The organism is Delftia sp. DT-2, from assembly GCF_028401915.1.
Lineage (GTDB): Bacteria > Pseudomonadota > Gammaproteobacteria > Burkholderiales > Burkholderiaceae_C > Comamonas > Comamonas tsuruhatensis.
This window is the reverse complement of sequence record NZ_JAQOTI010000015.1, coordinates 88,544-114,769: the sequence shown is the minus strand read 5'-3', so window position 1 is coordinate 114,769 and position 26,226 is coordinate 88,544. Positions and strand designations below refer to the sequence as shown.

General features: G+C 66.3%; 27 protein-coding genes. 9 read left to right on the top strand and 18 right to left on the bottom strand.

All coding sequences use genetic code 11. From position 1 onward, the window contains the following. Positions 1 to 196: 196 nt before the first annotated feature. Both PO605_RS24790 and PO605_RS24785 read right to left on the bottom strand, forming a co-directional pair. Entirely contained in the window at positions 197 to 1,177 is a 981-nt protein-coding gene (locus PO605_RS24790; protein WP_272207037.1) for an AraC family transcriptional regulator, read from the bottom strand. 92 nt (positions 1,178 to 1,269) lie between these two features. After that, complete coding sequence (locus PO605_RS24785) at positions 1,270 to 1,593, bottom strand: winged helix-turn-helix transcriptional regulator (protein WP_047470923.1); 324 nt, start codon at positions 1,591 to 1,593, stop codon at positions 1,270 to 1,272. Positions 1,594 to 1,743: 150 nt separating this feature from the next. Here PO605_RS24785 and gstA point away from each other — a divergent pair, with 150 nt between their 5' ends. Further along, a complete protein-coding gene (gene gstA, locus PO605_RS24780) occupies positions 1,744 to 2,376 on the top strand; it encodes a glutathione transferase GstA (protein ID WP_272207036.1) in 633 nt (210 codons plus the stop codon). Between the two features lie 126 nt (positions 2,377 to 2,502). Here gstA and PO605_RS24775 read toward each other — a convergent pair whose 3' ends face one another. The 5 genes from PO605_RS24775 to PO605_RS24755 all read right to left on the bottom strand — a co-directional run bounded on the left by PO605_RS24775 (position 2,503) and on the right by PO605_RS24755 (position 7,165). Further along, complete coding sequence (locus PO605_RS24775; RefSeq protein WP_272207035.1) at positions 2,503 to 3,513, bottom strand: hypothetical protein; 1,011 nt, start codon at positions 3,511 to 3,513, stop codon at positions 2,503 to 2,505. Between the two features lie 80 nt (positions 3,514 to 3,593). Then, positions 3,594 to 4,907, bottom strand: coding sequence for a hypothetical protein (locus tag PO605_RS24770; RefSeq protein ID WP_272207034.1), 1,314 nt, complete (start codon positions 4,905 to 4,907; stop codon positions 3,594 to 3,596). 523 nt (positions 4,908 to 5,430) lie between these two features. Then, the gene (locus tag PO605_RS24765; RefSeq protein WP_272207033.1) at positions 5,431 to 5,922 is read right to left on the bottom strand and encodes a response regulator transcription factor; all 492 of its coding nucleotides are present in this window, start codon (positions 5,920 to 5,922) and stop codon (positions 5,431 to 5,433) included. A gap of 375 nt (positions 5,923 to 6,297) precedes the next feature. Further along, positions 6,298 to 6,513, bottom strand: coding sequence for a hypothetical protein (locus tag PO605_RS24760; RefSeq protein ID WP_272207032.1), 216 nt, complete (start codon positions 6,511 to 6,513; stop codon positions 6,298 to 6,300). A gap of 97 nt (positions 6,514 to 6,610) precedes the next feature. Further along, positions 6,611 to 7,165, bottom strand: a complete 555-nt coding sequence (locus tag PO605_RS24755; protein ID WP_017407357.1) for a MarR family winged helix-turn-helix transcriptional regulator — start codon at positions 7,163 to 7,165, stop codon at positions 6,611 to 6,613. Positions 7,166 to 7,282: 117 nt separating this feature from the next. On the opposite strand from PO605_RS24755, the gene PO605_RS24750 reads away from it, so the two are divergent. Both PO605_RS24750 and PO605_RS24745 read left to right on the top strand, forming a co-directional pair. Further along, on the top strand, positions 7,283 to 8,134 hold the full coding sequence (locus tag PO605_RS24750) for an EamA family transporter (protein ID WP_047470914.1): 852 nt from the start codon (positions 7,283 to 7,285) through the stop codon (positions 8,132 to 8,134). A 45-nt stretch (positions 8,135 to 8,179) separates the two neighbouring features. Further along, positions 8,180 to 8,815 (top strand): nitroreductase family protein, encoded by a 636-nt coding sequence (locus PO605_RS24745; RefSeq protein ID WP_272207031.1) that lies wholly within the window; start codon positions 8,180 to 8,182, stop codon positions 8,813 to 8,815. 28 nt (positions 8,816 to 8,843) lie between these two features. Here the strand turns inward: PO605_RS24745 and PO605_RS24740 are convergent, their stop codons facing one another. Next, on the bottom strand, positions 8,844 to 9,203 hold the full coding sequence (locus PO605_RS24740) for a hypothetical protein (RefSeq protein WP_047470910.1): 360 nt from the start codon (positions 9,201 to 9,203) through the stop codon (positions 8,844 to 8,846). A 281-nt stretch (positions 9,204 to 9,484) separates the two neighbouring features. Between PO605_RS24740 and nikR the strand changes: the two genes are divergently transcribed. From nikR to PO605_RS24725, 3 genes are all read left to right on the top strand, one after another. Next, entirely contained in the window at positions 9,485 to 9,943 is a 459-nt protein-coding gene (gene nikR / locus PO605_RS24735) for a nickel-responsive transcriptional regulator NikR (protein ID WP_126311923.1), read from the top strand. Between the two features lie 89 nt (positions 9,944 to 10,032). Then, positions 10,033 to 12,096, top strand: coding sequence for a TonB-dependent receptor (locus PO605_RS24730; RefSeq protein WP_047470907.1), 2,064 nt, complete (start codon positions 10,033 to 10,035; stop codon positions 12,094 to 12,096). A 26-nt stretch (positions 12,097 to 12,122) separates the two neighbouring features. Continuing rightward, on the top strand, positions 12,123 to 12,830 hold the full coding sequence (locus PO605_RS24725) for a DUF4198 domain-containing protein (protein WP_272207030.1): 708 nt from the start codon (positions 12,123 to 12,125) through the stop codon (positions 12,828 to 12,830). A 58-nt stretch (positions 12,831 to 12,888) separates the two neighbouring features. Here the strand turns inward: PO605_RS24725 and PO605_RS24720 are convergent, their stop codons facing one another. Beyond that, entirely contained in the window at positions 12,889 to 13,911 is a 1,023-nt protein-coding gene (locus PO605_RS24720; protein ID WP_272207029.1) for a tripartite tricarboxylate transporter substrate binding protein, read from the bottom strand. After that, the gene (locus PO605_RS24715; RefSeq protein WP_272207028.1) at positions 13,908 to 15,230 is read right to left on the bottom strand and encodes an arylsulfatase; all 1,323 of its coding nucleotides are present in this window, start codon (positions 15,228 to 15,230) and stop codon (positions 13,908 to 13,910) included. The genes PO605_RS24720 and PO605_RS24715 overlap by 4 nt, the downstream gene beginning before the upstream one ends. A gap of 150 nt (positions 15,231 to 15,380) precedes the next feature. Here PO605_RS24715 and PO605_RS24710 point away from each other — a divergent pair, with 150 nt between their 5' ends. After that, the gene (locus PO605_RS24710) at positions 15,381 to 16,277 is read left to right on the top strand and encodes a LysR family transcriptional regulator (RefSeq protein ID WP_272207027.1); all 897 of its coding nucleotides are present in this window, start codon (positions 15,381 to 15,383) and stop codon (positions 16,275 to 16,277) included. 57 nt (positions 16,278 to 16,334) lie between these two features. Here PO605_RS24710 and PO605_RS24705 read toward each other — a convergent pair whose 3' ends face one another. Beyond that, positions 16,335 to 17,633 carry a D-amino acid dehydrogenase gene (locus PO605_RS24705; RefSeq protein ID WP_272207026.1) on the bottom strand — a complete coding sequence of 433 codons (1,299 nt, stop codon included), beginning with the start codon at positions 17,631 to 17,633 and terminating at the stop codon, positions 16,335 to 16,337. 114 nt (positions 17,634 to 17,747) lie between these two features. On the opposite strand from PO605_RS24705, the gene PO605_RS24700 reads away from it, so the two are divergent. Together PO605_RS24700 and PO605_RS24695 are read left to right on the top strand one after the other, a co-directional pair. Then, positions 17,748 to 18,233, top strand: coding sequence for a winged helix-turn-helix transcriptional regulator (locus PO605_RS24700; RefSeq protein ID WP_016448134.1), 486 nt, complete (start codon positions 17,748 to 17,750; stop codon positions 18,231 to 18,233). A gap of 332 nt (positions 18,234 to 18,565) precedes the next feature. Next, positions 18,566 to 19,795: an IPTL-CTERM sorting domain-containing protein gene (locus PO605_RS24695; RefSeq protein WP_047475196.1), complete on the top strand. Its 1,230-nt coding sequence runs from the start codon at positions 18,566 to 18,568 to the stop codon at positions 19,793 to 19,795. Between the two features lie 25 nt (positions 19,796 to 19,820). Here PO605_RS24695 and PO605_RS24690 read toward each other — a convergent pair whose 3' ends face one another. The 7 genes from PO605_RS24690 to PO605_RS24660 all read right to left on the bottom strand — a co-directional run bounded on the left by PO605_RS24690 (position 19,821) and on the right by PO605_RS24660 (position 26,204). Further along, on the bottom strand, positions 19,821 to 20,411 hold the full coding sequence (locus PO605_RS24690) for an HD domain-containing protein (RefSeq protein WP_016448132.1): 591 nt from the start codon (positions 20,409 to 20,411) through the stop codon (positions 19,821 to 19,823). Between the two features lie 46 nt (positions 20,412 to 20,457). Next, on the bottom strand, positions 20,458 to 21,318 hold the full coding sequence (locus PO605_RS24685) for a phosphodiesterase (protein WP_047475198.1): 861 nt from the start codon (positions 21,316 to 21,318) through the stop codon (positions 20,458 to 20,460). Then, entirely contained in the window at positions 21,305 to 22,366 is a 1,062-nt protein-coding gene (locus PO605_RS24680; protein ID WP_047475199.1) for an ABC transporter ATP-binding protein, read from the bottom strand. Before PO605_RS24680 ends, PO605_RS24685 begins: the two co-directional genes overlap by 14 nt. Then, positions 22,356 to 23,123, bottom strand: a complete 768-nt coding sequence (locus tag PO605_RS24675; RefSeq protein ID WP_034347925.1) for an ABC transporter permease — start codon at positions 23,121 to 23,123, stop codon at positions 22,356 to 22,358. Before PO605_RS24675 ends, PO605_RS24680 begins: the two co-directional genes overlap by 11 nt. Before the next feature lie 119 nt (positions 23,124 to 23,242). Then, complete coding sequence (locus PO605_RS24670) at positions 23,243 to 24,100, bottom strand: ABC transporter permease (RefSeq protein WP_272207025.1); 858 nt, start codon at positions 24,098 to 24,100, stop codon at positions 23,243 to 23,245. Then, on the bottom strand, positions 24,097 to 25,134 hold the full coding sequence (locus PO605_RS24665) for an ABC transporter substrate-binding protein (protein ID WP_047472772.1): 1,038 nt from the start codon (positions 25,132 to 25,134) through the stop codon (positions 24,097 to 24,099). The genes PO605_RS24670 and PO605_RS24665 overlap by 4 nt, the downstream gene beginning before the upstream one ends. Positions 25,135 to 25,214: 80 nt before the next feature. Then, a complete protein-coding gene (locus tag PO605_RS24660) occupies positions 25,215 to 26,204 on the bottom strand; it encodes a LacI family DNA-binding transcriptional regulator (protein WP_047472773.1) in 990 nt (329 codons plus the stop codon). Positions 26,205 to 26,226 lie beyond the last annotated feature (22 nt).

The following is a 26,226-nucleotide window of genomic DNA, read 5'->3' as shown; positions in this document are numbered from 1 at the left end:
ACGTTGAAGCCAGTCTGTCATCGCATCAGCCGATGACTGCTTCCTGCTGTTCAACGGGAACGTGGCGTCTGTCCTCGAATGACGGCATCCGCTGCAAAGCCGACACCTGACGGCTAAGGTCCAACGCCTGCAGCGGGTAGTGGATTCACCCAGCCAACCCAACACATTCGTCAAACCTCAACAGGCTTGAGTCGCTTTACAGCGCCCGCACCGGAATGCAAATGTCGCAGCAGAACTCCCCGGTCTCGGCATCCATGGCGGTGGCCGCAGAAAACATCTCAAAGCAAGGCCGGTCGTCACATTGCATGCCGCTGGATGGCATCCATTCGCGCGTCAGCCACATCCAGGCGTTGGCCAAGCTCTCGGGTTTTCCTTTGAACCTTGCCACGGCGTAACGGCCGCCCGGCAGGGCTTGGGTGTCCACCTGGCCGCTGGCAACAAAATGCGCGGGGACTTCCACGCAGGCGTCATAGCGGCATTTGCTGGCGGGTGTGAGAGAGGGGTCGTCATAACCTATGCCGTAGCACGTTTGATCGCTGAGGCCATTGGAGTGCATCCACGGCGCAATGGTGCCTCGCCAGAATTGGCCTATGGCTGGCCCATAGGGGCCGATCAAGCGTTGATAGGCGACATGTGCTTTGGGTAGATCAATGATGCGTACGTCCATGGCGATTTTTTCCTTCAGGTGACAAGAGCCCTGAGGTTCGCCGAACGCGCATGGGTCTTCCTGATGGAGATTGCCGAAGACCTGATCAGGATTGCTCTCCTGTCTGCCTGGCGGCTGCCCGATGGCGGTCGCCTGGGTCTTCAGCCGCTCAAGCGTGGTGGAGCGCCAGGCCGATGGCGTGCAGCCAAACTTGAATTTGAAGGCGCGCGCAAATGCTTCGCCCGATTGGAAGCCGGTGGCCAAGGCGGTTTCAAGCACGGTTTCCTTGCTGCCGCAGGACAGCCGGAACGCCGCCTTCTCTAGCCGTCGCCGCTGTGCATAGCTGCCCAGCGTTTCTCCCATCCATGCCGCAAAAATTCGGTGAAAGTGGAAGCGCGAGAAATTGGCGATGTCGGCCAGATGCGCACCATCCAGAGGCTGATCCAGGTGGGCATCGATGTAGTTGAGCACGCGATTGATCCGTCGCGCGTACTCGGCGCGGGATGCCTGCTCGGAAGGCTTGTTCGTCATGGTCGTTCTTCTGGAAATCACCGTTCATGCGGCGATGGGGCTTGCCTGTCAGCGGGGGGGCGGATGGAGACGACCAGCCGGCGCAGTTCTCGTCAGGCCGGCGCCTTGCCCTTCACCCACAACCCAAACTCCTTCATCACTTCCACCACGGGCTTGAGCCGCTCCCCATCGGGCGTCAGCTCGTACTCCACCTTGACCGGTGCAGTGGGGTAGACGGTGCGCTTGACCAGGCCCGCTTCCTCCAGCGCGCGAAGGTCCAAGGTGAGGGAGCGTTGGGAGATGCCGGGCATGTCGCGGCGCAGGTCGTTGAAGCGCCGGGGGCCGTCGATGAGGTAGGAGGCGATGAGCAGCCTCCAGCGGCCGCCCAGCAGGCGCATGGCTTCTTCCACGGAGCAGCCGGAGATGTTGGATTTCATAGCACATTCATCATAGGCAGGCGGCAGGTATATTTTTTTAACCTATGGGCAGTTTTATTGCCTTCTTCCAGATTGTTCCCTGGTGCATGACATTGGCCAGGGGCTGTGCCTGAACGCGCAGGCCCCTTGTTCCATCACCAGAGAAATTCCATGAAGCTGTATTACCTGCCGGGCGCCTGTTCGCTGGCGCCGCACATTGTCCTGAACGAGCTGGGGCTTGATTTCCAACTGGTCCGGGTGGACCACAAGACCCACCAGACGGAAGACGGCAGGGACTTCCGTGCGCTCAGCCCGTTCGGCTATGTCCCCCTGCTGGAATTGAACGACGGCAGCCTGCTGCGGGAAGGGCCCGCCGTCCTGCAGTACTTGGCGGACCTGCGGCCTGCATCGCTTCTGGCGCCGGCCCATGGCAGCCTGGAGCGCTATCGGCTGCTGGAGTGGCTGGCCTTCCTGAATTCGGAGATCCACAAGGGCTTCATCCCGCTGCTGTATGCGGTGGCGGCGGGAAAGTACGGCGTGGAGACGGCCAAGCCCAAGCTGGAGCAGCGGTATGCCTGGGTGAATGCGCAACTGGCCGGCAAGCGCTACCTGATGGGCGATGGCTTCACCGTGGCCGATGCCTATCTGTTCGCGCTCACGCAGTGGGGGCAGGCGCCGTGGCTGGAGTCGGTCTACAAGACGAGCATTCGCTTCGATGGCCTGGAGCATCTTGCAGGCTGGTATGCGCGGATGCGGGAGCGGCCTGCCGTGCGCCAGTCGCTCCAGGCCGAAGGTTTGCGATAGGGCCGGTGGCCGCCACGCATGCGGCCACCACGCACTTTGCTGCGTCATGGCAAGCAGCCTGCGCCTTGCGACCTTGAGGATGCCCAACGCCAATCGTCGGACGTGACCGGACGTGGACGTGACGGATCACGCCAAGGTTTCAAGGCTCACGGCCACGATGACGGGGGCAGGATCGGTGTTCACGAGGCGCAAGGCCTGGTTTGGCTGTCCGTCTCCGCGTGCGCGCTGAACCGTCACACCCATGGCCTGCACGGTGTCAGCCTCATCCAGCGTCTGGCGCAGCGAGGCGGGGATCGGCACTGCGGCAGTGAAGTCGAAGCGGGGTTTCAACGCGACGTAGAAAGTTGACACACGGCACGCCATCAGGCCGCCAGGCCCGAAGAATACGCCTGCATCCGGCACCAGGCCGCGACCCAGCGCCACCATCGAGGCGTCGTACCAGCTGCCGGGGTAGATCGGCACTTGGTCCCAACATTCAGAGGTGATCGTGACCGTCTCCAGCGAAGCTGCGGGTAGCGCAAGGACGCGGCCGGAAGCGTCCAGGGCCTGCAGGGAAGCCGGAGCCTGCGGCCCTGCGCCGGATGTGTCGTTGAGATTCAAGCGCAAGGTGCCGGGGTTTGCGATCGTGCCGACAGCCACTGCTGCGCTCCACTCCGACGAACTCTTGGGCAGTGTCCAGATCGGTTTCCACTGGAGGTAGCCGGTCTCGTACACCTTGGTCCATCCCACCGGAGTGGGCGAGTATGCAGGTTCGCCTGGAGGCGTTGCCATCTTCTGCATGGCGCCTGCAAGCATCGACTGATAGGGGAATTTGCAGGCTTCGAGTACCTGCAGAAAGGTCTTGTATCCCTGCGAAAAGCTGCGCCCCGACGCTTGGTACAGCGCGCCATTGGCAGCGGACTGGGGCACCGTATCTGCAAAGAGAAACTGCGCATCGGCCATGGTGCCGGTCACTGGATCCGGCCAGTTCCACGCGGTCACCGGCATCAGCATCTGCCCCCGCACCAGCGGCGCCGAAATGGATGCCGAGCGCTTGAACACCATGCCGGTTTTCGGCCCGCTCGATACGCTTGGAGCCCTTGGGGGCGGAGGCACCAGATCAGCCAGGCCGCCGAGGAACTGATGGATCACGTTCATGAACGCTGTCTCCGGTTGACGGGGGTGGGCGGGGTGGGCAGGACCGGCCGCGGCGTCCCGCCCACCCGCTGGTCTTCAGGTCAACGGATGCCCGGGAAATCAACGATCACGCCGATGATTTGCGGGTTCACCGAGGTGCTGCTTCCCTTGAAGGTATTGGCCTGTGCGGTGCTCTTGGTGTACTCGGACTGGTGACCGCCCGTGCCACCGAAGGTGAAGGGCCCGATGCGCACACCCGCGCTGGCCTCGAAGGCCTGCTTGTTCTGCTGGTAGGTGTTGGCGCTCATCGTGATCTCGAACGAAGGCTTGTAGACGACCAGCAGCTCGGACACCCGTGCCGCGACGATGCCGTTCGGGCCGAACAGGGAGCTCGATCCCGGGCCGCCGTTGGCCACCCACGGGGCGACGATGGTGTAGCCCTGGCCGCCCGGCCCCTGCTGTGCCTTGGCCAGTTCGCTCATGAAGCCGCCCGGGTACCAGTCGCCCGGATTCACCTTCACGCGCGTGGAGGACTCGCAGCTGATCTTCACTGCCGAACTCGAGTCCTGGTTGAACAGGTCGGACTTGCTCCAGCCGCCCGATGCGTTGACGCTCCAGAAGAAGTTGCCAACGCTGGTCGAGCCCTTGGCAAACGAGGACTTGAAGTCGCTGCTCGACTGCGAAGATTTCATCGCGATCGAGAACGCGCCTGCGCTGCCATTGCTGAGCGCTGCGCGCCAGTCCGCGCCCGTCGTGTCGATGTGGAAGTCCGGCTGCCAGCGCAGGATGCCCGAGCCATCCGGCACCTTGGTCCAGCCTGCCGGTGCGTTGTTTGAGGCAGGGTCGCCCGACGGAATCTGCATCATGTCGATGGCGCGCTGCAGATCGCTGGGCATGCTGGCCCGCTCCAGCTCCATCTTCATCTTGACCGCCTGGTTGTAGGCGTTGGTGGCCGCCTGGATGGCGGCAACGTAGGCAGCAGCCTCCGGCGCGTTGTTGAGCCAGGTGTTGATGTCAGGGTAGCGGGCTGCGAATATCAAGCCGCCGTTCTGCTTTGAACTCAGGTAGAACTGGTTCATGTCGCTGTTGGCCTTGGCCATCGCATTGCTTTTCTGGACGCACAGGTTGGCCAGCTCCGCCTGATTGGCCTGCTGCTCGGGGCTGACCTTGAATGTCACGTGACCAAAGATCTGGCGAACGGCGTCGAAGAGCGTCGCATCGAGGCTGCCGTACTGGCCGATCGCGGACCACTGCGGCATGCCGCTGACGATCTGATAGGCGGCCGGGTCCCATTGCCCGGTCGGAGCCGTGCCCCAGCTGAAGTCCTTGGGGGTGCCAAGCAACTGGAAATTCGGGGTGCCGAGATTATCGACAAGGGCGTTGTACAACTGGCTGAACATGGCTTGATCTGACATGGCGTGCAATTCCTGAAATTGAATGGATAGGGAGCGACATGAGGTTTGAAGTCATGAACGCTTTTCTTTGCCAATGAGAATGATTGCCCGGTATTGGGCCTAAGGCATGGGATGCTTGGGAGAAATCGCAGGGGGTGACCGCGAAGAATGATTCATGGCGGGATACTCCTTTGAGTTGCGTGCAGGAATCCGACACGTGAGCGCCGGGAAGATGCCTCGACGGATGCGGACCGTAGAGACGGAAAAAATTGAAGGCGAAGAGACTAAAAGGCGAAGATATATGAGCCTCTGCAGTCGTTCAAGGCTCGCGCGGATATTCCATGTCAACCGCGCAAACCTCAAATGCAATGGTGCCTGCTGCAGCCGCCATAAGGAGATTGCTCACCCTCCGGTTGATCCAAAGTCGCGAAAGTCAATGTCCGAGATTCGTTGTGCTCATCATGCCCAATTGCACCAGGAGGGTGGAATACTTCCAATGTCGTATTCGGTGGGTACGGACAGGCGATGCACGCTGGCCTGGATATCAGGTGTCGCCGCCATTGCGAGTTGCCGTTGGCGCGAATGTCTGCAACTGGGCCGTGCTTGTCAGGCCCAGTTTGCGCAGAATGTTTTCGCGATGCTTGCGCACGGTCAAGTCGCTGAGGTAAAGCGAACGTGCGATCTCCTTGCTGGTCTGGCCCGCCAGCACGTGCGCCAACACCTCCTGCTCGCGAGGAGACAGAGGGAGCGGTGAGCGGGCAGCGCTCAACCAGCCGTGCCGCCTGGCATGCGTGACGAGTTCTACGGCATTGCGCAGGCCCAGCCGTGTACACATATTGCTGCGGTGCTTGCGTACCGTGTGTTCGCTGATGCCCAGCGTGTGCGCAATGTCCTTGCAACCAAGGCCTTTGGCCATCGCTTCGAGTACATCGATTTCGCGCGCAGTGAGTGCAGACGCGATGACTTCATCTGCTGTTGGATGCTCAGCATCGAGATGGCATTCGCTATTTGCCAAAGCTATTTCCGATATGTCCATGGTATGTCTCCCATTTTTTATGTGCCGATGCCATAGGGCCATTCCACGCCGAAGCCTCGGCGAGACTGCTTTGCACAGTGCCGTTTGAAAGATTGAATAACTCGCTAAAGAGCCTGTTTACCGACTGAATAAACTGGCGTCATGCCATTCGTGTAGAAATTGTGCGGTAAAGGATCAGCCGAAGAAGCCTGAACATTGGACGATTGAAAATCGCGCGCATTCAGCCTGTGGCAGCCTTTTGTATCCAAGGCGGGAGATTAGTAAACCATTATCAAGATGGTATGGTGCGTCGAGGGAGTCAAAGTCGTTTGAGAATCTGTTATCGCCATTCCACCGTTGGAATGGACATCTTAGTGGAAATCTCTGGCGAAATCATTACATCTGGCTACAAAAATTCGACACCAAGGTTTTTGCAGCAGATTGTGGGAAAGCCAATGGTCTTCTGTGGGTCGCGCTTGTGTGATCAGGATTTTCTGGCATTGCCCAGCCGAGTCCGGGATGCGGGCTGTAGCGCGGGTCTTGAGACATGCGGGTAAGCAATTGCTGCCATGGCGCATCGAGAAGCGGCTGGGTGCCTGCGACGTGCTTCAAGGGAAGCACCTCTTTTGCCAAAAGCGTTCCCGGGTCATGGCGAAGGGCGTGAGCACCACGACCGTCGCCAGTTCCAACGACCTGGATAGACGCCAGTTCAGGGGGCAGGGCGGGTGCCCTCGTCAGGCCCGCCCTCCAGCACGCGCAGCAGCAGGGAGAGCCTCTCATCCAGCTCGGCCAGTTCGGCGGCAGGCATGGGCGCCAGCATGGCGCGCTCGTTGTCCAGGTGCGCTTCCACCGCGCGGTCTATCAGCTCCAGCCCCTGGTCGGTGAGCTGCACCAGCATGCTGCGCGCGTCCTGCGGGTTGGGCAGGCGCTGCACCAGGCCGCGCGTCTCCAGGCTTTTCATGCGGTGGGTCATGGTGCCCGAGGTGACCATGAGCGTGGAAAACAGGGCCGTGGGCGTGAGGCAGAAGGGCGCGCCCGAGCGGCGCAGCGTGGCCAGCACGTCGAATTCCCACATGGTCATGCCGAAGCGTGCAAAGCATTCCTCCAGCCGCTGCTCCAGCAGGGCGGCGCAGCGCTTGATGCGGCCTATGGGGCCCATGGGGCTGGGGTCCAGGTCGGGGCGTTCGCGGCGCCATTGGGCCAGGATGGTGTCGACATGGTCGGGCAGGCGTTGGGAGGAGGGTTGGGAGGGGGGGTGGGTCATTTGTCTTGATTTTAAGATAAATCGTGCATAATGGGTTTGTCTTGAATTGAAGATAAATCCATGTCCTCCTCCTCATCGTCCTGTGCCTCCACGGCTCCTGCTGCAGCCAGCGCTGCCATGTCATGGCGCGACATCCTGCTGACCGCGCTGGCCCCCGCCATCTGGGGTTCCACCTACATCGTCACTTCCGAACTGCTGCCGCCGGACCGGCCGTTCACGGCCGCGCTGATCCGTGTGCTGCCGGCCGGGCTGCTGCTGGTGCTGTTCACGCGGCGGCTGCCAGCGGGTTCGGGCTGGTGGCGGCTGGCGGTGCTGGGCGGGCTGAACATCGGCGTGTTCCAGGCGCTGCTGTTCGTGGCGGCCTACCGTTTGCCGGGCGGGCTGGCGGCCGTGCTGGGCGCCGTGCAGCCGCTGCTGGTGATGGCGCTGGCCTGGGGCGTGGACGGGCGGGTCCCCGCGCGGCTGACGCTGTGGGCCGCCGTGGCCGGCATTGCGGGCATGGCAGTGCTGCTGCTGTCGCCGCAGACGGTGTTCGAGCCCGTGGGCATGGCGGCGGCGCTGGCCGGCGCGGTGTGCATGGCGGCCGGCACGTGGCTGACGCGGCGCTGGCGCGTGGACTTGCCGGTGCTGGCGCTGACGGGCTGGCAACTGCTGTTTGGCGGGCTGATGCTGCTGCCGCTGGCCTGGTGGGTGGATGCGCCGCTGCCCGCGCTGTCTTTCACCCAGCTGGGTGCCTATGCCTACCTGTGTCTTGCCGGCGCGCTGCTGGCCTATGTGCTGTGGTTTCGCGGCATCGGGCGCCTGCCTTCGGTGGCCGTGTCGTCATTGGGCTTGTTGAGCCCGCTCACCGCCGTGGTCCTGGGCTGGGCGCTGCTGTCGCAGTCCATGACGGGCATGTCCTTCCTGGGCCTGCTGGTGGTGCTGGCCAGCGTGCTGGTGGTGCAGTGGTCTGCTTCGCGCGGCGCCTGAGTTTCTGGCATCGAGGTTCCTCTTTTTTCCCACCGAGCGTTTCACATGACTTCTTCCGAACTTTCCTCCATGCCCATCGGGCAGGCCATCGCTTCGCGCATTTCCGCAGACCGTTTCGAGCCCGGCCGCCCGCTGGCCGACGAAACCCTGGCCGCGCTGGTGGCCCAGGCCTCGCTGTCCCCGTCGGCCTACAACCTGCAGAACTGGCGCTTCATTGCCGTGCGCACACCCGAGGCCAAGGCGCGGCTGAAGGCCGCCGCCCATGGGCAGCAGAAGGTGGAGGACGCCTCTGCCGTCTTCATCGTCTGCGGCACGCTGGCCGCCCATGCGCGGCTGGCGGAGTTCTTGCAGCCCAGCGTGGACAGCGGCGTGATGAGCCAGCGCACGGCCGATGGCTGGGTGGCGCAGGCCCATGCCGCGCATGCGGACAACCTGCAGCTGCAGCGCGACGAGGCCGTGCGCTCGGCCTCGCTGGCGGCCATGACGCTGATGCTGTCCGCCCAGGGCCTGGGGCTGGCGAGCTGCCCCATGGTGGGATTCGATGCGGAACTGCTGGCAGCGGGCTTTGGCCTGCAGGCCCACGAACTGCCCGTGATGCTGGTGGCCGTGGGCCACGCGGCCGGCACGCTGCGCCCGCAGAAGACGCGCAGGCCGCTGGCCGACATCCTGGCCTACGCCTGAGCGTGGGATGGGTTGGCCGGGTGCGGGCTCAGCTGGCAGGCTGCAGCTGCATGCCCAGGCGCGAGAACAGGATCTGCCGGCCGTCGCCCTGCAGGCGCTGTATCACCATGCCACCATCGCGGTGCAGGTAGATGCGCAGGGCGCTGCCGTTGCCGGGATCGTGGTCCAGGTAGCAGGGGTCCTTGTCCAGGTCCTTCCAGCCATGGGGTTCGACCAGCCGGCGGCCGGCGATGCGGCGCAGCTCGGACTCGGGCGCCGCGAAATAGGTGTGGGTCTGCAGCCACAGCGTGCGCAGCTGTTCGAAGGCCTGGTCGCGAGAAGAACAGGCGGGCGCAGCCTCCAGCAGGGACAGCAGCATATCCAGAAGCTGATCGTATGAATACTGCATGCCGCGCCCCTTTCAGCGATCGACGGTGCGCACCGCGCATCCTCGATCAGCGTAACCGGATATGGCGCGAATGTGAACAAAGCATGACCGTGGTGGTTTGTCGCTATTGCCAGTCCGTACCGACAGTGATTGGCGCGGCTGTTGCATGTGGGGCATGTGAGGCATGTGGGGCAAGGGCCTGGATGGCCGGACAATGGCCGGCAGATCCGGCGTGATGTTTGTCTTTTGCGCCTGCCCCGCTGTTGCCGCCATCTTCCTGTTTCCCTCCACTTGTGCTGCCCATGGAACGCTTCACCATCTCCATCGACGACGACCTGGCCCGTGATTTCGACGGCTGGATCGCCGCGCGCGGCTACGACAACCGCTCCGAAGCCATACGCGACGTGCTGCGTGCCCACCTGGCCCAGGTGCGCGAGCGCGAGGACGCCGACGGCCTGTGCGTGGCGAACCTGTCCTATGTCTACAACCACCACGAGCGCGATCTGTCCGAGCGCCTGGCCAGCCTGCAGCACGACCACCATGAGCTGCACATGGCCACCACGCACGTGCACCTGGACCACGAGCAATGCATTGAAACCGTCATGCTGCGCGGCCCGGCCAGCGCCGTGCGGCGCTTTGCCGACACCATCACGGCCGAGCGCGGCGTGCACCACGGCCAGCTCAACGTGGTGATGGTGCGCAGGGCAGAGACTGGCGGGCACGATCACGCGCACCACCATCCGCATTCGCACGACGATTGAGCCAGTCCGGGGCCGGGCGCCTTGCGCAGGCCCTGTCATGCAGGTCGGTATGAAGTTTGCTTTTTTCTTCATACAACTCCTGGAAACGCATGACACATCCCCTGAATTCCCCTTCCCGGCGCCTTGCCGTGCACCAGATTGCAGCAGCTGGCCTGCTGGGCCTGGGTTGCATTCCCCATGTCGGTGCACAGCAGGCGGGCAACGCCACGGCCAGCCTGCAGGCTGTCGAGGTCAAGGGCCAGACCGCGCGCGGCGCCTCGGCCGCCTACACCACCAGCGTGATCGAGGCCGAGGACATCGCCAACGCCCATGTCAGCCATCCGCAGGAGCTGCTGCGCCAGGTGCCGGGCATGAACGTGCAGAACTACCAGCTGTCCGGCGTGGGTGACGCCATCGTCATGCGCGGCTTCGGCGGGGGCGGGCACGGCGGCGACGTGGGCGTGGTGCTGGACGGCATTCCACTGAACGAGGCCATGTCGCATGCCGACGGCTATGTGGACCTGGGCGTCATCGTGCCGCTGGAGATGGAGCGCATCAGCATCTACAAGGGGCCGGTGTCGGCGCTGTACGGAAACTTCAACCGCGCAGGGCTGATGGCGATAGAGACGCGCAAGCAGGGCGACTACACCCCCTACCGCGAGGCCGACGTGAGCATGGCCTCGCACGGCACGCTGGACGCTCAGGCGGCGCTGGGGCTGAAGCCGGGCGATGACGAGTTCCTGAACCTGGCGGCCCAGCACTACCGCACGGACGGTTTCCGCGCGCAGTCGCAAATGCAGCGCAGCACGGCATCCCTGCGCTGGAGCAAGCGGCTCTCGTCGCAGCTGGAAGTGGCGCTGTCGGCACGGCTGCACCACGGCGAGGGCGACTCGCCTTCGTACCTGACGGCGGGGCAGTTCGCACGCGATCCGCATGGCATCGATCCGCGCGCCATGAACGATGGCACGCGCAAGAACTTCGCCACGCTGCGCGCCGATGTGCAGTACGCGCTCTCGCCACGGCTGACCTGGCTGGGCTATGCCTACACCACGCAGCAAAGCTTCACGCGCTGGTTCAGCCGGCCCATCGACGCACTGCAGTGGCGCCAGCGCGAGGAAAGCTATGACCGCGCCGTCTACGGCGCAGGCACCAGCCTCAATGGCCGCCATGCCACGGCGCTGACCCCGATCAACTGGGTGGCGGGTCTGGAGGCCGTGCGTGAGTCCACCGACTACCAGTTCTACGATGGCCTGCAGTGGCGCGAGCGCACGGGCGCTGCCCTGGATGACCGCAATTCCAGGCTCAACACCCTCTCGGCCTTTGCCGAGGTGGATGCGCCCGTTCACCGCCTGCTGCAGCTGTCCGCCGGCCTGCGCTGGGATCGCTTCACGGGCGGCTGCCGTCCCAACGGCCCTGAGGCGGGCAGCGACCCCTGCGGCCCGCTGGCGCGCACCTCGCATGCCAGTCCCAAGCTGGGCCTGCGCTCGCAGGTGGCGCCGGGTGTGCTGCTGCGCGCCAGCTGGTCCGAAGGATTTGCGCTGGCCAGCGATTTCGCCAAGTACGCGCTGGGCGCCGCGCAGCTCGATCCCAACATCTTCCGCCAGACTGAAGTGGGCGCGCAGATCAAGCCCATGCCGGGCCTGGTGCTGGATGTGGCCGCCTATAGGCTGCAGTCCTCGGGCGAGATCCGCAGCGTGGCGCCCGGCGTCTATGAGAACTTCGGCGCAACGCGCCGCACGGGCGTGGAGGCCAGCGCGCTGTGGGCCGTGCGCAAGAACCTGGACCTGCAAGTGGCCTGGGGCAGCGCCCATTCGCGCGTGACCGAGAACGGCAACCCGGCCCTGGTCGGCAACCAGGTGGCCGGCGTGCCCCGGCAGACGGCCACCGTGGGCCTGGCCTGGCGCCCGCTGGCGCAGTGGGAAGGCTCGCTCACCTGGCGCCGCGTGGGCCGCTATGCCGTCACCGCCGACAACAGCGTCTTCTATGGCGGCTACGCCACCTGGGACCTGGGCCTGAGCTGGCGCCTGCCTTCGGCGCGCAGCCGCATCTACGCCGTGGTCTCCAACCTGGGGGACAAGGCCTATGCCACGTCGGCCTCGGTCATCCGCGGCGTGCCGCTGTTCGCGCCCGGAGCGCCGCGCACGCTCAAGGTCGGCGTGCAGACGCAGTTTTGAGGAAACCCCAAATGAGAAACAGGTACATGACAGCCCGCCATCCCTTCGCCGCCGCAGCGTTCGCTGCGCTGCTGGCCTGCGCACCGCTGGCCCAGGCCCACAACGTCTGGCTGGAGCCCGATGCCGACGGCGCCTACACCGTGCAGTTCGGCGGCCATGAGGGCAAGCTGGAGAACTTTGCGGCCGGCAAGCTCAAGAGCGTTGAGGCCTATGACGCGCGCGGCCGCCGCATCGACGTGGCCGTGCAGCCCGTGCCCGGCGGCGCCCGCGCCACGCCGGCCCGCAAGGCCGCGCTGCTGGCCGCGCATTTCGACAACGGATTTTTCAGCCGCGTGGGCGAGGGGCCGATGGTCGAAAAGCCCATGACCGAGAACCCCGGTGCCACCAGCGGCGTGCATGCGCTCAAGTTCCACAAGACCATCCTCGAATGGGGCCCGGTCACCCGCGAGAAGCTGGGCCAGACCCTGGAGATCATCGCCAGGACCCGCCGCTCGCCCCACGCGGGCGAGCCCCAGCAATTCCAGGTGCTGCTGAACGGCCAGCCCCGGGCCGGCGTGCGCGTGTCGCTGGGAGAAAGCGGTCCGCCACTGGCAACCGATGCCGACGGCCTGGTGACCGTCACACCGCGTGCCGGCATGAACCAGCTGCTGGCCATCGTGCGCCTGCCCGTGGCAGGCGATGCGCGCACCACCAGCCTCAGCTACGAGTACCTGCTGGGGTTCTCGGCGCATTGAAAGGGACTGGCGGCCCGGCCCGGCGTGGCCCGGCCCGGCGTGGCCCGGCGCTGTGGGGTCAGTCCAGCGCCAGGCGCCGGTCTGCAGCCAGCTTCTTCCACTTGGCGTTGTCCTGGGACATGAAGCGCTGGATCTCGGGCAGGGACATGGGCGTGGCCACGGCCCCGGCGGCCTGCAGCGTGGGGCGCAGCTCGGGCGACTGTATGGCCTGGTTGATCCACTGGTTGAGCTGGGCCAGCCGCTCGGGGGGCGTGCCGGAGGGCACGGCCACGGCATACCACTGGGTGGCCTCGTAGCCGGGCACGCCAGCCTCGCGCATGGTCGGTACATCAGGCAGGCTGTCTATGCGCGTGGCGCTGGTCACGGCATAGGCCTTCAGCCGGCCCGACTGGATGTGCGGCAGCACGGGCGTCACGCCCAGCATGGCCAGGGGGATCTGCCCGCCCACCACATCGGTCACGGCCTGCCCGCCGCCCTTGTACGGCACATGCACCATGCTGGTGGCCGCCAGGGCGTTGAGCAGTTCGCCGGCCAGATGCTGGGAGGTGCCCGTGCCCGAACTGGCGTAGCTCCATTGGCCCGGTTTGGCTTTCATGGCGGCTACCAGTTCGCCCAGGCTGCCGGCCGCACCCGGGGCCGGGCCCACCAGCACCATGGCGCCCCGGGCCATCACGGCCACGGCGGTCAGCTCGCGGCCCACCTCGGGCTGGCGCGGGCCGGACAGCTGCGGACCGGGAACGGAGACCAGGGTCAGGCCATCTGCAGGTGCCTTCGCTGCCGCCTGCAGGCTGATCGCGCCCGAGGCGCCCGGCCGGTTTTCCACCACCACGCTGACACCGGCCCTGGCCTCCAGTTGCCGGGCCACATGGCGGGTCAGCACGTCCAGGCTGCCGCCGGGCGCAAAGCCCACGATCCAGGTGATGGGCTTGCCCTGCGGCGCGTGCGCCGGGGAATCGGCCGCGCGGGCCGTGGGCAGTGCAAGGGCCAGCAGGGCTGCGGCGGCCAGGGGGAGCAGTGCATGGCGGCGGGTGGTCGGCAGGCGGCCGCTGGCCTGCGGGGCGGGTAGGGGTGCGCAGGTCATTGGTCGGGGGCGCCGGGCCCGGTGTTGGGGTGTGCCTTGCAGCTTTCGTTGAAGCGCTGGACCATGGTCAGCATGGGGTTGAGCACCCAGGTGTTGAAGATCAGCACGTCATGCTCCTCCTTCGGGTCGCGAACGATGTTGAACAGGTAGGGGGACTCCAGCTTGCCCTTGCTCTCGTTGACCTCGGGCTCCCAGTAGAAATGCAGCTTCCAGTCGCGCCACTTCGCGGCCCGCAGCTGGTCCTTGATGTAGAAGAGAAAGCCCTCGCGCGCGGACCGGGGCTCGCCCAGCAGGAAGGCCGTCTGGTCCAGGCCGTCGATGGGCCGGTCCTGCGGCACGGCAGCGCCCGCCACCGCCGCCAGGGTGGAGAAGATGTCGGTCACGTGCATGATTTCATTGCTGGTGCGCCCGGCCTGGATGCGGCCCGGCCAGCGTGCGATGAAGGGCACGCGCAGGCTGCCCTCCATGGCCGTGTGGTAGGTGCCGCGCCAGGGGCCGGCCGTGCCGCGGTAGGGCTGGCGGAACTCGGGGCCGTTGTCGCTGCAGAAGATGAACAGGGTGTCCTCGCGCAGGCCGAGCCGGTCGATCTCGTCCGAGATCTGGCCCACGCGGTGGTCCATCTCCACCATGGAGTCGGCAAAGTCGCCCTGGCCGGTGCGGCCCGCGAAATCCGCGTGCGGCAGCGTGGGAAAGTGCAGGTGCACCAGGGGCAGGTACAGGAAGAAGCGGCGGTCCCGGGCGTGGTTGCGGCGCATGAAGTCCAGCGAGCGCTCCACCAGCTCGGCATCGATGTTGCGCCGCGATTCCAGGTCATAGACCTTGACATCGTCCGAGGGCGCGCCCGCGCGGCCTTCCATGATGTGGGGCAGGGGCGCCACCAGGGGGTCGTAGCCCGTGGTCGCGGTGAACTGGCTTTCGTCCGTGGTGCGGGGAATGCCGTACCACTCGTCGAAACCCCGGTCCGAGGGATAACGGCCTGGAATGTCCCCCAGATGCCATTTGCCGAAATGCGCCGTGGCATATCCCTGGGCGGACAGCAGCTGGGCCAGCGTGGTCTCGCCGCGCGTCAGGCCCTGTGGCAGCCCGGCCGGCACCGATTGCAGGGCACCCGTGCGGATGGGGTGGCGCCCCGTCATCAGGGCCGAGCGCGTGGGCACGCAGTCGCTTTCCACGTTGAAGTTCTGCAGCAGCAGTCCCTCGGCGGCCAGCTGGTCGATGCGCGGAGTGGGCGCGCCGCGCAGCGCACCGCCACCGTAGCAGCCCAGCTCGCCCCAGCCCAGGTTGTCCGCGACGATGAGCACGATGTTTGGTGGGTTCATGATGTGGCTCAAAAAGTTTCCATGCCAAAACTCTAGCCACAAGCCCTGTCTTGGTGATAACCAAACCAGCGAAAATCGATGCACATCTGGAATGGCTTTGCTCGGCAAGGTGGCAAGCTTTCTCGTTTTTCTTCGTTGACAAGGAATGGCATGACGGGATTTGCCTATAACGAGCTGGCCTGCTTTCTGGCCGTGGCCGAGCATGGCCATTTCGGGCGTGCGGCCGCTGCCCTGCAACTGACCCAGCCGGCCGTCTCCAAGATCGTGCGCCGCGTGGAGCAGGGCGTGGGAGCGGCCCTGTTCACGCGCGGAACGCATGGCGTGGCGCTGACCAGCAGCGGCCAGCTGTTCATGGAGCCCGCGCGCCGACTGGTGCTGCGGCATGAGGAGACGATGCGCGCCGCCAGCGACATCCAGGCCCAGCATGTGGGCCTGATCCGCCTGGGCTTCACGCAGGCCACCTCGGAAAGCCGCGCTACCCGCGCCGTGGCCGAGCTGCTGCGCCGCCGCCCCGGCCTGCGCGTGCGGCTGACCGTGGGCAAGTCCGACGACCTGGAGCGCGCGCTGCTCGACGGCAGCCTGGACCTGGCCGTGGTGCCGTCCTACCCGGGCCATGCCACGCGCTGCGCCCAGGTGGTCATCGGCGAGGACGAGCTATGGGCCGCCGCACGGCCGCGCCACCCGCTGTTCCAGCTGGCGCTGGAGCAGGGCCTGAGGTTCGGGCATTTGCAGGGCTACTCCTGGGCCTTGCCGGCACCGGGCGCCGCCGTGCGCAAGGTTGTGGACGAGGCCTTCGCGGCCCAGGGCCTGGGCGCGCCCACCGTGGCCCTGGAGATCCAGCACAACACCGAGGCCACCATCGACATCGTGGGCCAGACCGACCTGCTGTGCTACGTGCCCAGCCATGTGCTGCGCAGCAACCCCGAGCGCCTGCAGTCCCTGCCCATCCCCGAGCTGCGCACGCGCCGCAGCTGGCTCCTCATCAGCCACCCCAAGGCCCATTGGTCGCCGCTGATGTCCGCGCTGCGGGACCTGACGCTGGGGTAGCGGCCCGTAAAGCAGGGCCGGGGCAGGCTGGCTTCAGATGTTCAAGGTGTCTTGCGCTCAGGCAGAGACGGGCGTGGAGCTGCCCCCCAGGTGCCGGGCCGGCCGGTGCGTGTAGCGGTCCAGCGCCAGGCCGTCGGTGCTGATTTCCGGGCTGCGGCCGGTGATCAGGTCGGCGATCAGGCGGCCCGAGCCGCAGGCCATGGTCCAGCCCAGCGTGCCGTGGCCGGTGTTCAGGAACAGGTTGGAGTAGCGCGTGGCGCCGATGATGGGCGTGCCGTCCGGCGTCATGGGCCGCAGCCCGGTCCAGAAGCTGGCGCGCGCCACATCGCCGCCCGGGAAAAGGTCGTTGACCACCAGCTCCAGCGTGGCGCGGCGGCGCGGGTCCAGGCGCAGGTCGAAGCCGCCCAGCTCGGCCATGCCGCCCACGCGGATGCGGTCGTCAAAGCGGGTGACGGCAATCTTGTAGGTCTCGTCCAGCACCGTGGACTGCGGCGCCAGCGCCGGGTTGCCCAGCGGCACGGTGAGCGAATAGCCCTTGACGGGGTAGACGGGCAGGTCCAGCCCCAGCGGCTCCAGCGCCTGGCGCGAGTAGCTGCCGAAGGCCATCACGTAGCGGTCGGCGGTCAGCAGTTCGCCATTCACGCGCACGCCGGCAATGCGGCCGCCTTCGACGACCAGGCCATCCACGTTCTGGTTGAAGCGCAACTCCACGCCCAGGCCGGTGGCGATGCGGGCCAATTCATTGGTGAAGCGGTGGCAGTCGCCGGTCTCGTCCTTGGGCAGGCGCAGGCCGCCGGTCAGCCGGTCGCGCGCCTGGGCCAGCGCGGGTTCCACCTGGGCCAGCTGGTCGCGGTCCAGCAGTTCGTAGGGCACGGCGCATTCGCCCAGCACGGCCACATCGCGCCCCACGGCGTCCAGCTGGGCCTGGGTGCGGAACAGCTGCAGCGTTCCGCCCGTGCGCTGCTCGTAGGCGATGCCGGTGTCGGCGCGCAGCTGCTGCAGGCAGCTGCGGCTGTACTCGGCCACGCGCATCATGCGTTCCTTGTTGACGGCGTAGCGCTGGGCAGAGCAGTTGCGCAGCATCTGCGCCATCCAGCGCAGCTGGAACAGGCTGCCGTCCAGGCGCACGGCCAGCGGCGCGTGTTCCTGCAGCATCCACTTCAGGGCCTTGAGCGGAATGCCGGGCGCCGCCCAGGGCGTGGAGTAGCCGGGCGAGACCTGGCCCGCGTTGGCAAAGCTGGTTTCGGACGCGGGCGCATCCTGCCGGTCCAGCACCGTGACCTCGGCACCGGCCCGCGCCAGGTAGTACGCACTGGTCACGCCGATGACACCGCCGCCAAGAACAAGGACTTTCATGGGATTTACCGCCAGGTCAACAAGATGAAATCAAAGTCTATTGACGATGAGGCAGTGGAAATCACTGAAATATTGATACTCTCCAGTGATTGATCATCCCCGGGAAGCACCGCCATGGCCGCCAGAAGTGAAAACCGCGTGCTCGACCGCACCGACCGCAAGATCCTCGACATCCTGCAGCGCGACGGCCGCATCTCCATGACCGAACTGGCCGAGCAGGTCAGCCTCTCGGCCACGCCCTGTTCGGAGCGCGTGCGCCGCCTGGAGCGTGATGGCGTGATCACCGGCTACCACGCCCATCTGTCGCCCGAGGCGCTGGGCAAGACGCTGCTGGTGTTCGTGGAGATCAAGCTGTCGTCCAAGTCGGGCGAGGTCTTCGACAAGGTGCGCCAGGAACTGCTGCACGTGCCCGACGTGCTGGAGTGCTTCCTGGTCTCGGGCAGCTTCGACTACCTGGTCAAGGCCCGCCTGGGCGGCATGCGCGAGTACCGCCGCCTGCTGGGCGACATCCTCAAGAAACTGCCCGTGCCGGCCGAGTCGCACAGCTATGTGGTGATGGAAGAGGTCAAGGAGACGCTGGCGCTGCCTGTGGATCGGTGAGGGAGCCGTCCTCGGTGTTCCAGGGTCGGATCTACCCCCATTCCTCATTGTTATTTACTGTTTGAAACGTTTGTCGCAATAGATTTGATTCAAATGGGGTATTGTGCGATCCCATCCAAATGGATATTGGACGGCAGATCGGTCGTTATGGAGTTTCGCATTCATCGGCGCTCTCCGTTGAAAAGTAGGCAGGACGGCAACTTGGAGTTCCATTCCAATGGCGGTATTGCAAATATTTGTCATTGAATGGTGAATTTTTGGGATTGGTGATTTTTAAGGTTCAATGCCAGTGATAACTTGATAGCTCAAATCTATCTATCGCTGGGAGTTCTATGAAAAATCACGCCCTCATGGCTGCCTTGATGGCCGGTGCAGCAATCTCGGCCTGCCCACCCGCCAGCGCGCAAGTGACGCGTTACTTCGGGGAGATGAGAACCTCCTACTCGGATTTCCAGGATCGCACGGCTTGTCCCCTGGGGCCTCACGGCTCATGCCAGGATTTTCCGAGGACCGCCCGCCTGGCCGGCTGGTTTGAAACGGCCGCACCCTTGCAGCCCGACCTGGACGAGAGCGAAATAAGGGCGCTGGTGACTTCCTATGGTTTCTCGGACGGATTGACCACCTACAGCAGTGCCGATCCGGATGTGCGCGCATTCATTTTCAGGGTTTCCACGGACAGTGGGTCCAATATCGTGAGAAACAGAATCCACCTTCAACGCTGGCTGACGGGAAACAATCCGCACCGCTCCATCAATGGCGTTGGCCCGGGTGGATCTCCCAATGATGTGGATATGCTGAGCCGGTTTGAAATGGCCACGGAACAGGTGGCGGCCGTGAACAACGCGATGTGCGCTTCCCTGTTTTCGGAAACATCCCAGCACGTCAGCCATTCGGGTGAGAGCGACACCTGTCTGGGGACCTATGAGATGCCCGACAACGGCGTGTCCGTTGCGTGGACCGGGGCGCCCGTGCAAAACCAGAACGTCATGTCCTGGCACAGGGAGGCCGTGCATCCTGCCCTGTCGTTGACCCACAGCATCTCGCCCGCAGGCCAGGTGCAGGCGGGGCAGGAGGTGCGCTACACCATCACCGTCAGGAATATGGGGACCGTGGCCGCCACCCAGGCGCAGATTGCCGACAGCCTGCCTGCCGGCCTGGAGCGCGCCACCTGGACCTGTACGCCCGGCGCCAGCACGCCATGTCCCGTGGCGTCAGGCTCCGGATCGCTGGCGGTCACGGTGCCCGTGTTCGCGGCAGGAGACTCGCTGGTGTTCACCGTGATGGCCAGCGTGTCCAACCCGGCGCCCGCAACCATTACCAATGTGGCCACCGTGGATGCCGGGGACCCGTCGGTGCAGTGCATGCAAGCAGGGCAGGTCGTGGGAACGGTGCCGTGCATGGCTTCCGCGTCCATCAATACGGTGGCGGCTTTCCCCGGCGGTGGCCAGGTGACCCCCGTGCCGACGCTGCAGCACACAGCCCTTGTGGTCCTGAGCCTGCTGGCCGCAGCCATTGGATGGAGGGGGCTGGGGCGGCGCCAGCGGGTCGGCGCGGGCCGCTGACGCGGCCACAGGGACGCTGGCGCAGCTAGGTCGCGCTGGCGTCCTGCGCGGCGGCGCCCATTTTCTGGCGCGTGTCCTCGTCGAGCAGGCTGCGCACCTGGGCGAACAGAGGATCGGCGCCCGTGTACTTCCTGCCGTAGCCCAGGTTGAAGCCGTAGTCGAAATCCTGCGGATTGATCCCCTGGTTGTGCTGCAGGATGGTCTCCAGCTTGTCCAGGGCCTTGACGGCGCGGGCCTCGGGCGTGGCGGCGTCTTCGTACTCCTGCCACAGGGCCATGATGGCGTCGCGGTGCCCGGGCTGCAGCGAGCGGGTCAGGTGCAGCAGGTCGGCCTTTTCCTGCGCGCTCTTGTCGGGGTGCTGGTTCTTTTCCACGGCGGGGATGTCGCCGTGGATGGCCTCGCCCAGGTCGTGGATCACGCACAGCTTGAGCAGCTTGAGCATGTCCAGCTGTGCGAATTGGTCCTCGAAGGCGATGGCCATCAGGCACAGGCGCCAGCTGTGCTCGGCCGTGCTTTCGGTGCGGCCGGTGGAGGTGTGGGCGCTGCGCAGCACGCTCTTGAGCTTTTCCGCCTCGCGCAGGAAGTCCAGGCGGCCCTTGATGTTGTTGATATCCATGGCGGATATTCTCGTCGGCTTTCACCAGGGCCGCGCGCGTCCGGGCTCAGTCGATCAGCCGCCCCTGCGCATCCCAGAACGGGTGTGGGCCGTCAAACTGGCCGCTGGCCACGGCATGGCTGACCAGTCGGCCGCCAGGCGGCAGGGCGTGCAGCATGAAGCCGGGCGGCTCCAGCGTCCAGGCCGATGCGGCGTCGGGCGCCAGGTCCAGGCAGACCTGGTGGGCGGGCGCAGGCGAGGTCATGGCCACCGTGCCGCCAAAGGCGACCTGGATGCTGCGGTGCAGGTGGCCGCAGATGACGCGCTGCACGTTGGGGTGGCGGCGCACCAGGTCTTCCAGCGCCTGGGCACCCTGCAGCAGGCCGATCTTGTCCATGTGGCCTATCAGGGTCTCGAAGGGCGGGTGGTGCATGGCGATGACCACGGGGCGGCCTTCGCTGGCGGCCAGTTGCAGCTCCAGCCATTGCAGGCGTTCCTCGCACAACGCGCCCTCGCTGTGGCCGGGCACCACGGTGTCCAGCGCGATCAGCCGCAGATCGCCGATGTCCACGGCGTACTGGATGAAGCCTTCGCTGCGCAGCCAGGTGAGCTCGGGAAAGGCGGTGCGCAGCGCGTCGCGGTCGTCGTGGTTGCCGGGCAGCAGGTAGATGGGAAGCGTGCCCAGCGGCGCCAGCAGGCTGCGCAGGTGGGCGTATTCGGCGGGCCGGCCGAAGTCGGTCAGGTCGCCGGTGATCACCAGGGCATGCGGTGGCTGGGGCAGGGCGAGCACGCTTTGCACGCTGCTTTCCAGGTACCGGGCGGTATCGATGCGGCGGTAGGTCAGGCGGCCGGGTTCGCGGATATGCAGGTCGGTGAGCTGGGCCAGGAAGGTGGTCATGGAGGGGCGCAGGGTTTCAGGCGTGGGCATGGTTGGGCATCCATTGGTGGGGGGCGATGCGCAAGGCCACGCGGTCGCCCGATTGCGCGGCGTGGTCGCGGGCCACGTCGGCCATCAGCGGCGTGTGGCCCGCCAGCTCCAGCGTGAGCTGCAGGCGGTCGCCCAGGAAGACGCGGCGCGCCACGGATGCGGGCACGGCGCCCGGCGTGCCGGCGGCGCAGACCTCGATGTCTTCAGGGCGCAGCAGCAGCCGGGCCGCGCCCGTGCATTCGGCCGGGCAGGCCAGTTCCATGCCGGCCAGCGCCAGCCGGTTGCTGCGCGCATCGTCTTCGCTGCGTTCGACCTGGTTCACGCGCCCCAGGAAGGTGGCGACAAAGGGATGGGCCGGTCGGCGGTACAGGCTCTCACCGTCGCCCACCTGCAGGATGCGGCCTGCCTGCATGACGGCCATGCGGTCGGCAATGGCCATGGCCTCCTGCTGGTCGTGCGTGACGTGGACGGCGGTGATGCGCAGCTGGCGCAGCAGCTGGGCCAGCTCGTCACGCAGGGTTTCCTTGAGCTTGGCGTCCAGCGCGGTCAGCGGCTCGTCCAGCAGCAGCACGCGCGGGCGCGATGCCACGGCGCGGGCCAGGGCCACGCGCTGGCGCTGGCCGCCGGACAGTTCGGCCGGGCGCTTGTGCTCCAGGCCGTTCAGGCGCACCAGGTCCACCAGTTCGCCCACCACGCGGCGCTGCTCCTGCTCGGACGCGCCGCGTATGCGCAGGCCGTAGCCAATGTTGGCCTGCACGCTCATCTGCGGGAACAGCGCGTAGTGCTGGAACACCATGCCCACCTGGCGCTTTTCTATGGGCACGCGGGTGACGTCGGCGTCGCCGAAGGCGATGCGGCTGCCCGCATCCGGCGTCTCCAGCCCCGCGATGATGCGCAGCAGCGTGGTCTTGCCGCAGCCCGAGGGTCCCAGCAGGGCCAGCACCTCGCCGGGCTCCACGCGCAGGTCGGTGGCCTGCAGGCCGCGCGTTCCGTCGGCATAGGTCTTGGCGCATTGCCGGATGTCGATGGCGACGCTGTTACTTTCCATAATGCTTCTCGATGAAATGCCCCAGCGCCTGCAGCAGCCACATCACGGGCAGGATGACGATGAGGAAGATGAGGGTATAGGCCGAGCCCACCTCGATGCGCATGGACGCATAGCTGTCGGCCAGGCCCACGGGCAGGGTGCGCGTCAGCGGCGTATGCAGCATCCAGGTCAGGTTGAACTCGCCCATGGACAGGGTGAACACCATCAGGCAGGCGGCCACGATGGCGGGCAGCACGGCAGGCACCAGCACGCCCAGGAAGCGCTGCGCGAACGAGGCGCCCAGGCTGCGCGCAGCCTCCTCCAGCGCCACCAGCTCCTGGCGGCGCAGTGCCGAGCCCACCATGCGCACCATGAAGGGCAGGGTGAACACCACATGGCCCACCAGGATGAAGGCAAAGCTCTGGCGGAAGGCGGCCACGCTGCCATAGGCCAGCAGCAGGGCCAGGGCGCTGGCCAGGCCCGGAATGGCCACGGGCAGGGTCAGCAGTTCCTCGAAATGCCGGGCCCAGGGCGAGCGGCTGCGCGCCAGCGCATAGGCGCAGGGCACGCCCAGCACCAAGGTCATGGCCACGCAGGCGCAGGCCAGCAGCAGCGACATCAGCACGGTATTGCCGTAGCCGGCCCAGACCTCGGCCAGCCAGCGCGTGGTCAATCCGCTGGACAGGCCCTGGCCGTAGTTCTGCACCAGCCCGGCCAGCACCGACAGCAGCATGGGCGCCAGCATGAACACGGTGACGGTGGCCGTCACCAGCCACATCAGCGGCGGCATTTTTGGCCGCCGGGCCGCCCCAAGGCAAAAAGCGGCCCCTTCGGGGGGCCGCGGACCTTGCGCTGCAAGGGCAGCGTGGGGGCTATTTTTTTGTGTGGTCCGCATGGTCAGACTCCTGTGGCGGCCGGACCCGCCCAGCGCCGCGACAGCCACAGCACCAGCCAGGTGATCAGCCCCAGGCTGATCGACAGGCTGGCGGCCAGGGCGAAGTTGGCGTAGTTGGTGAACTCGTTGTAGATGGTGATGGGCAGCACCTCGAACTTGCTCGACAGCGTGAAGGCCGTGCCGAAGGCGCCGACCGACGTGGCGAACACGATGGCGCCGCAGGCCAGCGTGGTGGGCAGCAGCTGCGGCCACCACACATCGCGCGCCACGCGCCAGCCGTTGCCGCCCAGCGAGCGCGCGGCCTCCTCCAGGTGCGGGTCCAGCGCCTCGGCCGCTGCCGTGTAGGAGGCAATGGCGCGCGGCAGCGAAAAGTACAGGTAGCCCAGGAACAGGCCCAGCAGCCCGTAGGCGAAGGTGATCCGCTCGCTGCCCAGGGCCACCGACAGATCGGCCAGCGCGCCCTGGCGCCCGCCCAGCAGGATGATGAAAAAGCCGATGATCACGCCCGGAAACGACAGCGGCAGCGTCAGCAGCGACAGCAGCAGGCCGCGCCCCGTGAAGCGGTGGCGCGCCAGCGCAATGCCCATCACCGCGCCGGTCAGCAGCGTGGCCACGGTCACGGCCAGCGACAGGGCCAGCGTCTGCAGCAGGCTTTGCAGGTACAGCGCGTCGGTCAGGGTGGCGAAATAGGTGCGCCAGCCTTCACGCGCCGGCAGCGCCAGCAGCAGGCCGGCCGGCAGCAGCCAGAACGCCGCGAAGAAGGCCACGGCCGGCGCGCTGCAGGCCAGCAGCAGCGCGCGGGCGCGCCAGTCGCCCGGCGCTTGGGAGGGAATGCCCACGATGCAGTCCGCCCGGCTCAACGCACTTCACGCAGGTAGCGCGTGGAGAAGCCCTTTTGCACATCGGCCATCTTCTGGTAGTCCACCGAGGTGGCGCGTGCGTACTCGCTGGCGGGCAGGAAATGGCCGGCCACTTCCTTGGGCAGGGCCACGTCGCGCACCGGGCGCAGGTAGGCGTTGGCCCAGATGGACTGGCCCTTGTCGGACAGCACATAGTCCAGCACCTTCTTGCCGTTGTCCGTGTGCGGCGCCTTGTTCACCAGGCTCATCACATAGGGCATGACCACGGTGCCTTCCTTGGGGATCACGAAGTCCACGTCGGCCTTGTCCTTGTAGCGGGCGCGGTAGGCGTTGAAGTCGTAGTCCAGCAGGATGCCGATCTCGCCCGACAGCAGGCGCGCATACGAGGTCTGCTTGGGCACGATGGGCTCGTTCTTCTGCAGCTTCTTGAAGTAGTCGATGGCCGGCTGGAAGTTGTCCAGCGTGCCGCCCATGGCCTGGTTCACGGCCACGGCGCCCACATAGCCCACGAAGGCCGAGGCCGGGTCCAGGTAGCCCACCAGGCCCTTGTACTCGGGCTTGAGCAGGTCTGCCCAGGACTGCGGCACGGGCTTGCCGCCCAGCGCCGCCTTGTTGACCATGAAGCCCAGCGTGCCCGAGTGGATGGTCACCCACTCGCCCTTGGGGTCCTTGAGGCCGGCGGGAACCTGGTCCCAGTGGGCGGGCTTGTAGGCGGCGACCACGCCGTCTTTCTGCGCCTGGATGGCGAAGGTCACGCCCAGGTAGGTCACATCGGCGACGGGGCTGGCCTTCTCGGCCACCAGCTGGGCCAGCGACTGGCCGGAGTTCTTGTTGTCGGGCGGCACGGTGATGCCGGTATCGGCCTTGATGGCCTTGATCTGCGTGCCCCAGTCGGCCCATTCGGGCGGGCAGTTGTAGCAGATGGCGCTCTGGGCCAGCGCCGTGCCGCAGACGGCGGTGGTGGCGGCCAGCAGGGCAAGGTGCTTGATGGAGGGCTTGAAGGAGAGCTTGAAGGGGAGGGCAGTCAGTTTCATGGTGCGTACTCGAAGAGGTGGGGGAGCGTGGGGAAGGGGAGGGGCGCGGCCTTGGCTTGCGCGGGCCGCTGTTGTTGGTTTCAGAGCCGGCAGGACTCGCCGCTGCGCCAGCCATGCGGCAGGCACAGGCTGTCCTGCGCGGCCAGGGTTTTCTTGCCCGCCAGCGCATCGCACAGCAGGCGCACGCAGGCCGAGCCGATCTCGTGGTTGGGCTGGGAAATCGAGGCCAGCGAAGGCGTGAGATCGCCCGCCATGGCAATCCCGTCAAAGCCGACCACGCTGAGGTCCGCAGGCACGGAGAACCCGGCCAGCGATGCCGCGCGGATGGTGCGTATCGCCAGCAGATCGTTGCTGCAGACAATGGCCGTGGGCGGCGCCTGCTCGCTCAGGTGCTGCTGCAGCATCTGCACGGCGGTGGCGGCAAAGGGCACCTCCCAGACCGGCAGCGGCGACAGGCCTGCGGCCTGCATGCCCAGCGCATAGCCACGGCAGCGCTGCTGGGCGCGGTCGGACGCGCGCAACTGGCCCGTGACCATGCCGATGCGGCTGTGGCCTGCCGCAGCCAGGCGCAGCACCAGCTCCCTGACGGCGCCCGTGTTGTCCACGCCCACGCAGGCATGCTCATGGGTGTGGTGATAGGCCAGCACATAGGGCTTGCCGGCCTGGCGCACACGCGCCAGCGCCGCCGAATCGCCAGGGTTGGAGACCACCAGCACCAGCGCATCCACCCCGCTGGCCAGCAGCCGCGTGGTGGCCGCGTCTTCACCGGCGTGGTCGTATTCGGTGGTGCAGGGCGAAATCGCATAGCCGCGCAGCGCCGCCTGCGAGGCAATGCCCTGCAGGCACTCGGCAAACACCGGATTGGTGAGCGTGGGCAGCACCACGCCCAGCACCTTGCTGCTGCGCGTGCGCAGCGTGCGTGCGCTGGCATTGGCCACGTAGCCCACTTCCTGCGCCACGCGCAGCACCGTGCTGCGCGTTTGCGCATTGACCACCTCCGGCGAATTGAAAACCCGCGAAACGGTGGCGACGGACAGGCCCGCGCGGCGTGCGACCTCGGTGATGCTCATGGATGTAAACGATTTCTTGAAA

Bases quoted from the DNA above. Each gene is read 5' to 3' on its own strand.
- PO605_RS24790 (WP_272207037.1), bottom strand. From the start codon at position 1,177: ATGACGAACAAGCCTTCCGAGCAGGCATCCCGCGCCGAGTACGCGCGA.
- PO605_RS24785 (WP_047470923.1), bottom strand. From the start codon at position 1,593: ATGAAATCCAACATCTCCGGCTGCTCCGTGGAAGAAGCCATGCGCCTG.
- gstA (WP_272207036.1), top strand. From the start codon at position 1,744: ATGAAGCTGTATTACCTGCCGGGCGCCTGTTCGCTGGCGCCGCACATT.
- PO605_RS24775 (WP_272207035.1), bottom strand. From the start codon at position 3,513: ATGAACGTGATCCATCAGTTCCTCGGCGGCCTGGCTGATCTGGTGCCT.
- PO605_RS24770 (WP_272207034.1), bottom strand. From the start codon at position 4,907: ATGTCAGATCAAGCCATGTTCAGCCAGTTGTACAACGCCCTTGTCGAT.
- PO605_RS24765 (WP_272207033.1), bottom strand. From the start codon at position 5,922: ATGGACATATCGGAAATAGCTTTGGCAAATAGCGAATGCCATCTCGAT.
- PO605_RS24755 (WP_017407357.1), bottom strand. From the start codon at position 7,165: ATGACCCACCCCCCCTCCCAACCCTCCTCCCAACGCCTGCCCGACCAT.
- PO605_RS24750 (WP_047470914.1), top strand. From the start codon at position 7,283: ATGTCATGGCGCGACATCCTGCTGACCGCGCTGGCCCCCGCCATCTGG.
- PO605_RS24745 (WP_272207031.1), top strand. From the start codon at position 8,180: ATGACTTCTTCCGAACTTTCCTCCATGCCCATCGGGCAGGCCATCGCT.
- PO605_RS24740 (WP_047470910.1), bottom strand. From the start codon at position 9,203: ATGCAGTATTCATACGATCAGCTTCTGGATATGCTGCTGTCCCTGCTG.
- nikR (WP_126311923.1), top strand. From the start codon at position 9,485: ATGGAACGCTTCACCATCTCCATCGACGACGACCTGGCCCGTGATTTC.
- PO605_RS24730 (WP_047470907.1), top strand. From the start codon at position 10,033: ATGACACATCCCCTGAATTCCCCTTCCCGGCGCCTTGCCGTGCACCAG.
- PO605_RS24725 (WP_272207030.1), top strand. From the start codon at position 12,123: ATGACAGCCCGCCATCCCTTCGCCGCCGCAGCGTTCGCTGCGCTGCTG.
- PO605_RS24720 (WP_272207029.1), bottom strand. From the start codon at position 13,911: ATGACCTGCGCACCCCTACCCGCCCCGCAGGCCAGCGGCCGCCTGCCG.
- PO605_RS24715 (WP_272207028.1), bottom strand. From the start codon at position 15,230: ATGAACCCACCAAACATCGTGCTCATCGTCGCGGACAACCTGGGCTGG.
- PO605_RS24710 (WP_272207027.1), top strand. From the start codon at position 15,381: ATGACGGGATTTGCCTATAACGAGCTGGCCTGCTTTCTGGCCGTGGCC.
- PO605_RS24705 (WP_272207026.1), bottom strand. From the start codon at position 17,633: ATGAAAGTCCTTGTTCTTGGCGGCGGTGTCATCGGCGTGACCAGTGCG.
- PO605_RS24700 (WP_016448134.1), top strand. From the start codon at position 17,748: ATGGCCGCCAGAAGTGAAAACCGCGTGCTCGACCGCACCGACCGCAAG.
- PO605_RS24695 (WP_047475196.1), top strand. From the start codon at position 18,566: ATGAAAAATCACGCCCTCATGGCTGCCTTGATGGCCGGTGCAGCAATC.
- PO605_RS24690 (WP_016448132.1), bottom strand. From the start codon at position 20,411: ATGGATATCAACAACATCAAGGGCCGCCTGGACTTCCTGCGCGAGGCG.
- PO605_RS24685 (WP_047475198.1), bottom strand. From the start codon at position 21,318: ATGCCCACGCCTGAAACCCTGCGCCCCTCCATGACCACCTTCCTGGCC.
- PO605_RS24680 (WP_047475199.1), bottom strand. From the start codon at position 22,366: ATGGAAAGTAACAGCGTCGCCATCGACATCCGGCAATGCGCCAAGACC.
- PO605_RS24675 (WP_034347925.1), bottom strand. From the start codon at position 23,123: ATGTGGCTGGTGACGGCCACCGTCACCGTGTTCATGCTGGCGCCCATG.
- PO605_RS24665 (WP_047472772.1), bottom strand. From the start codon at position 25,134: ATGAAACTGACTGCCCTCCCCTTCAAGCTCTCCTTCAAGCCCTCCATC.
- PO605_RS24660 (WP_047472773.1), bottom strand. From the start codon at position 26,204: ATGAGCATCACCGAGGTCGCACGCCGCGCGGGCCTGTCCGTCGCCACC.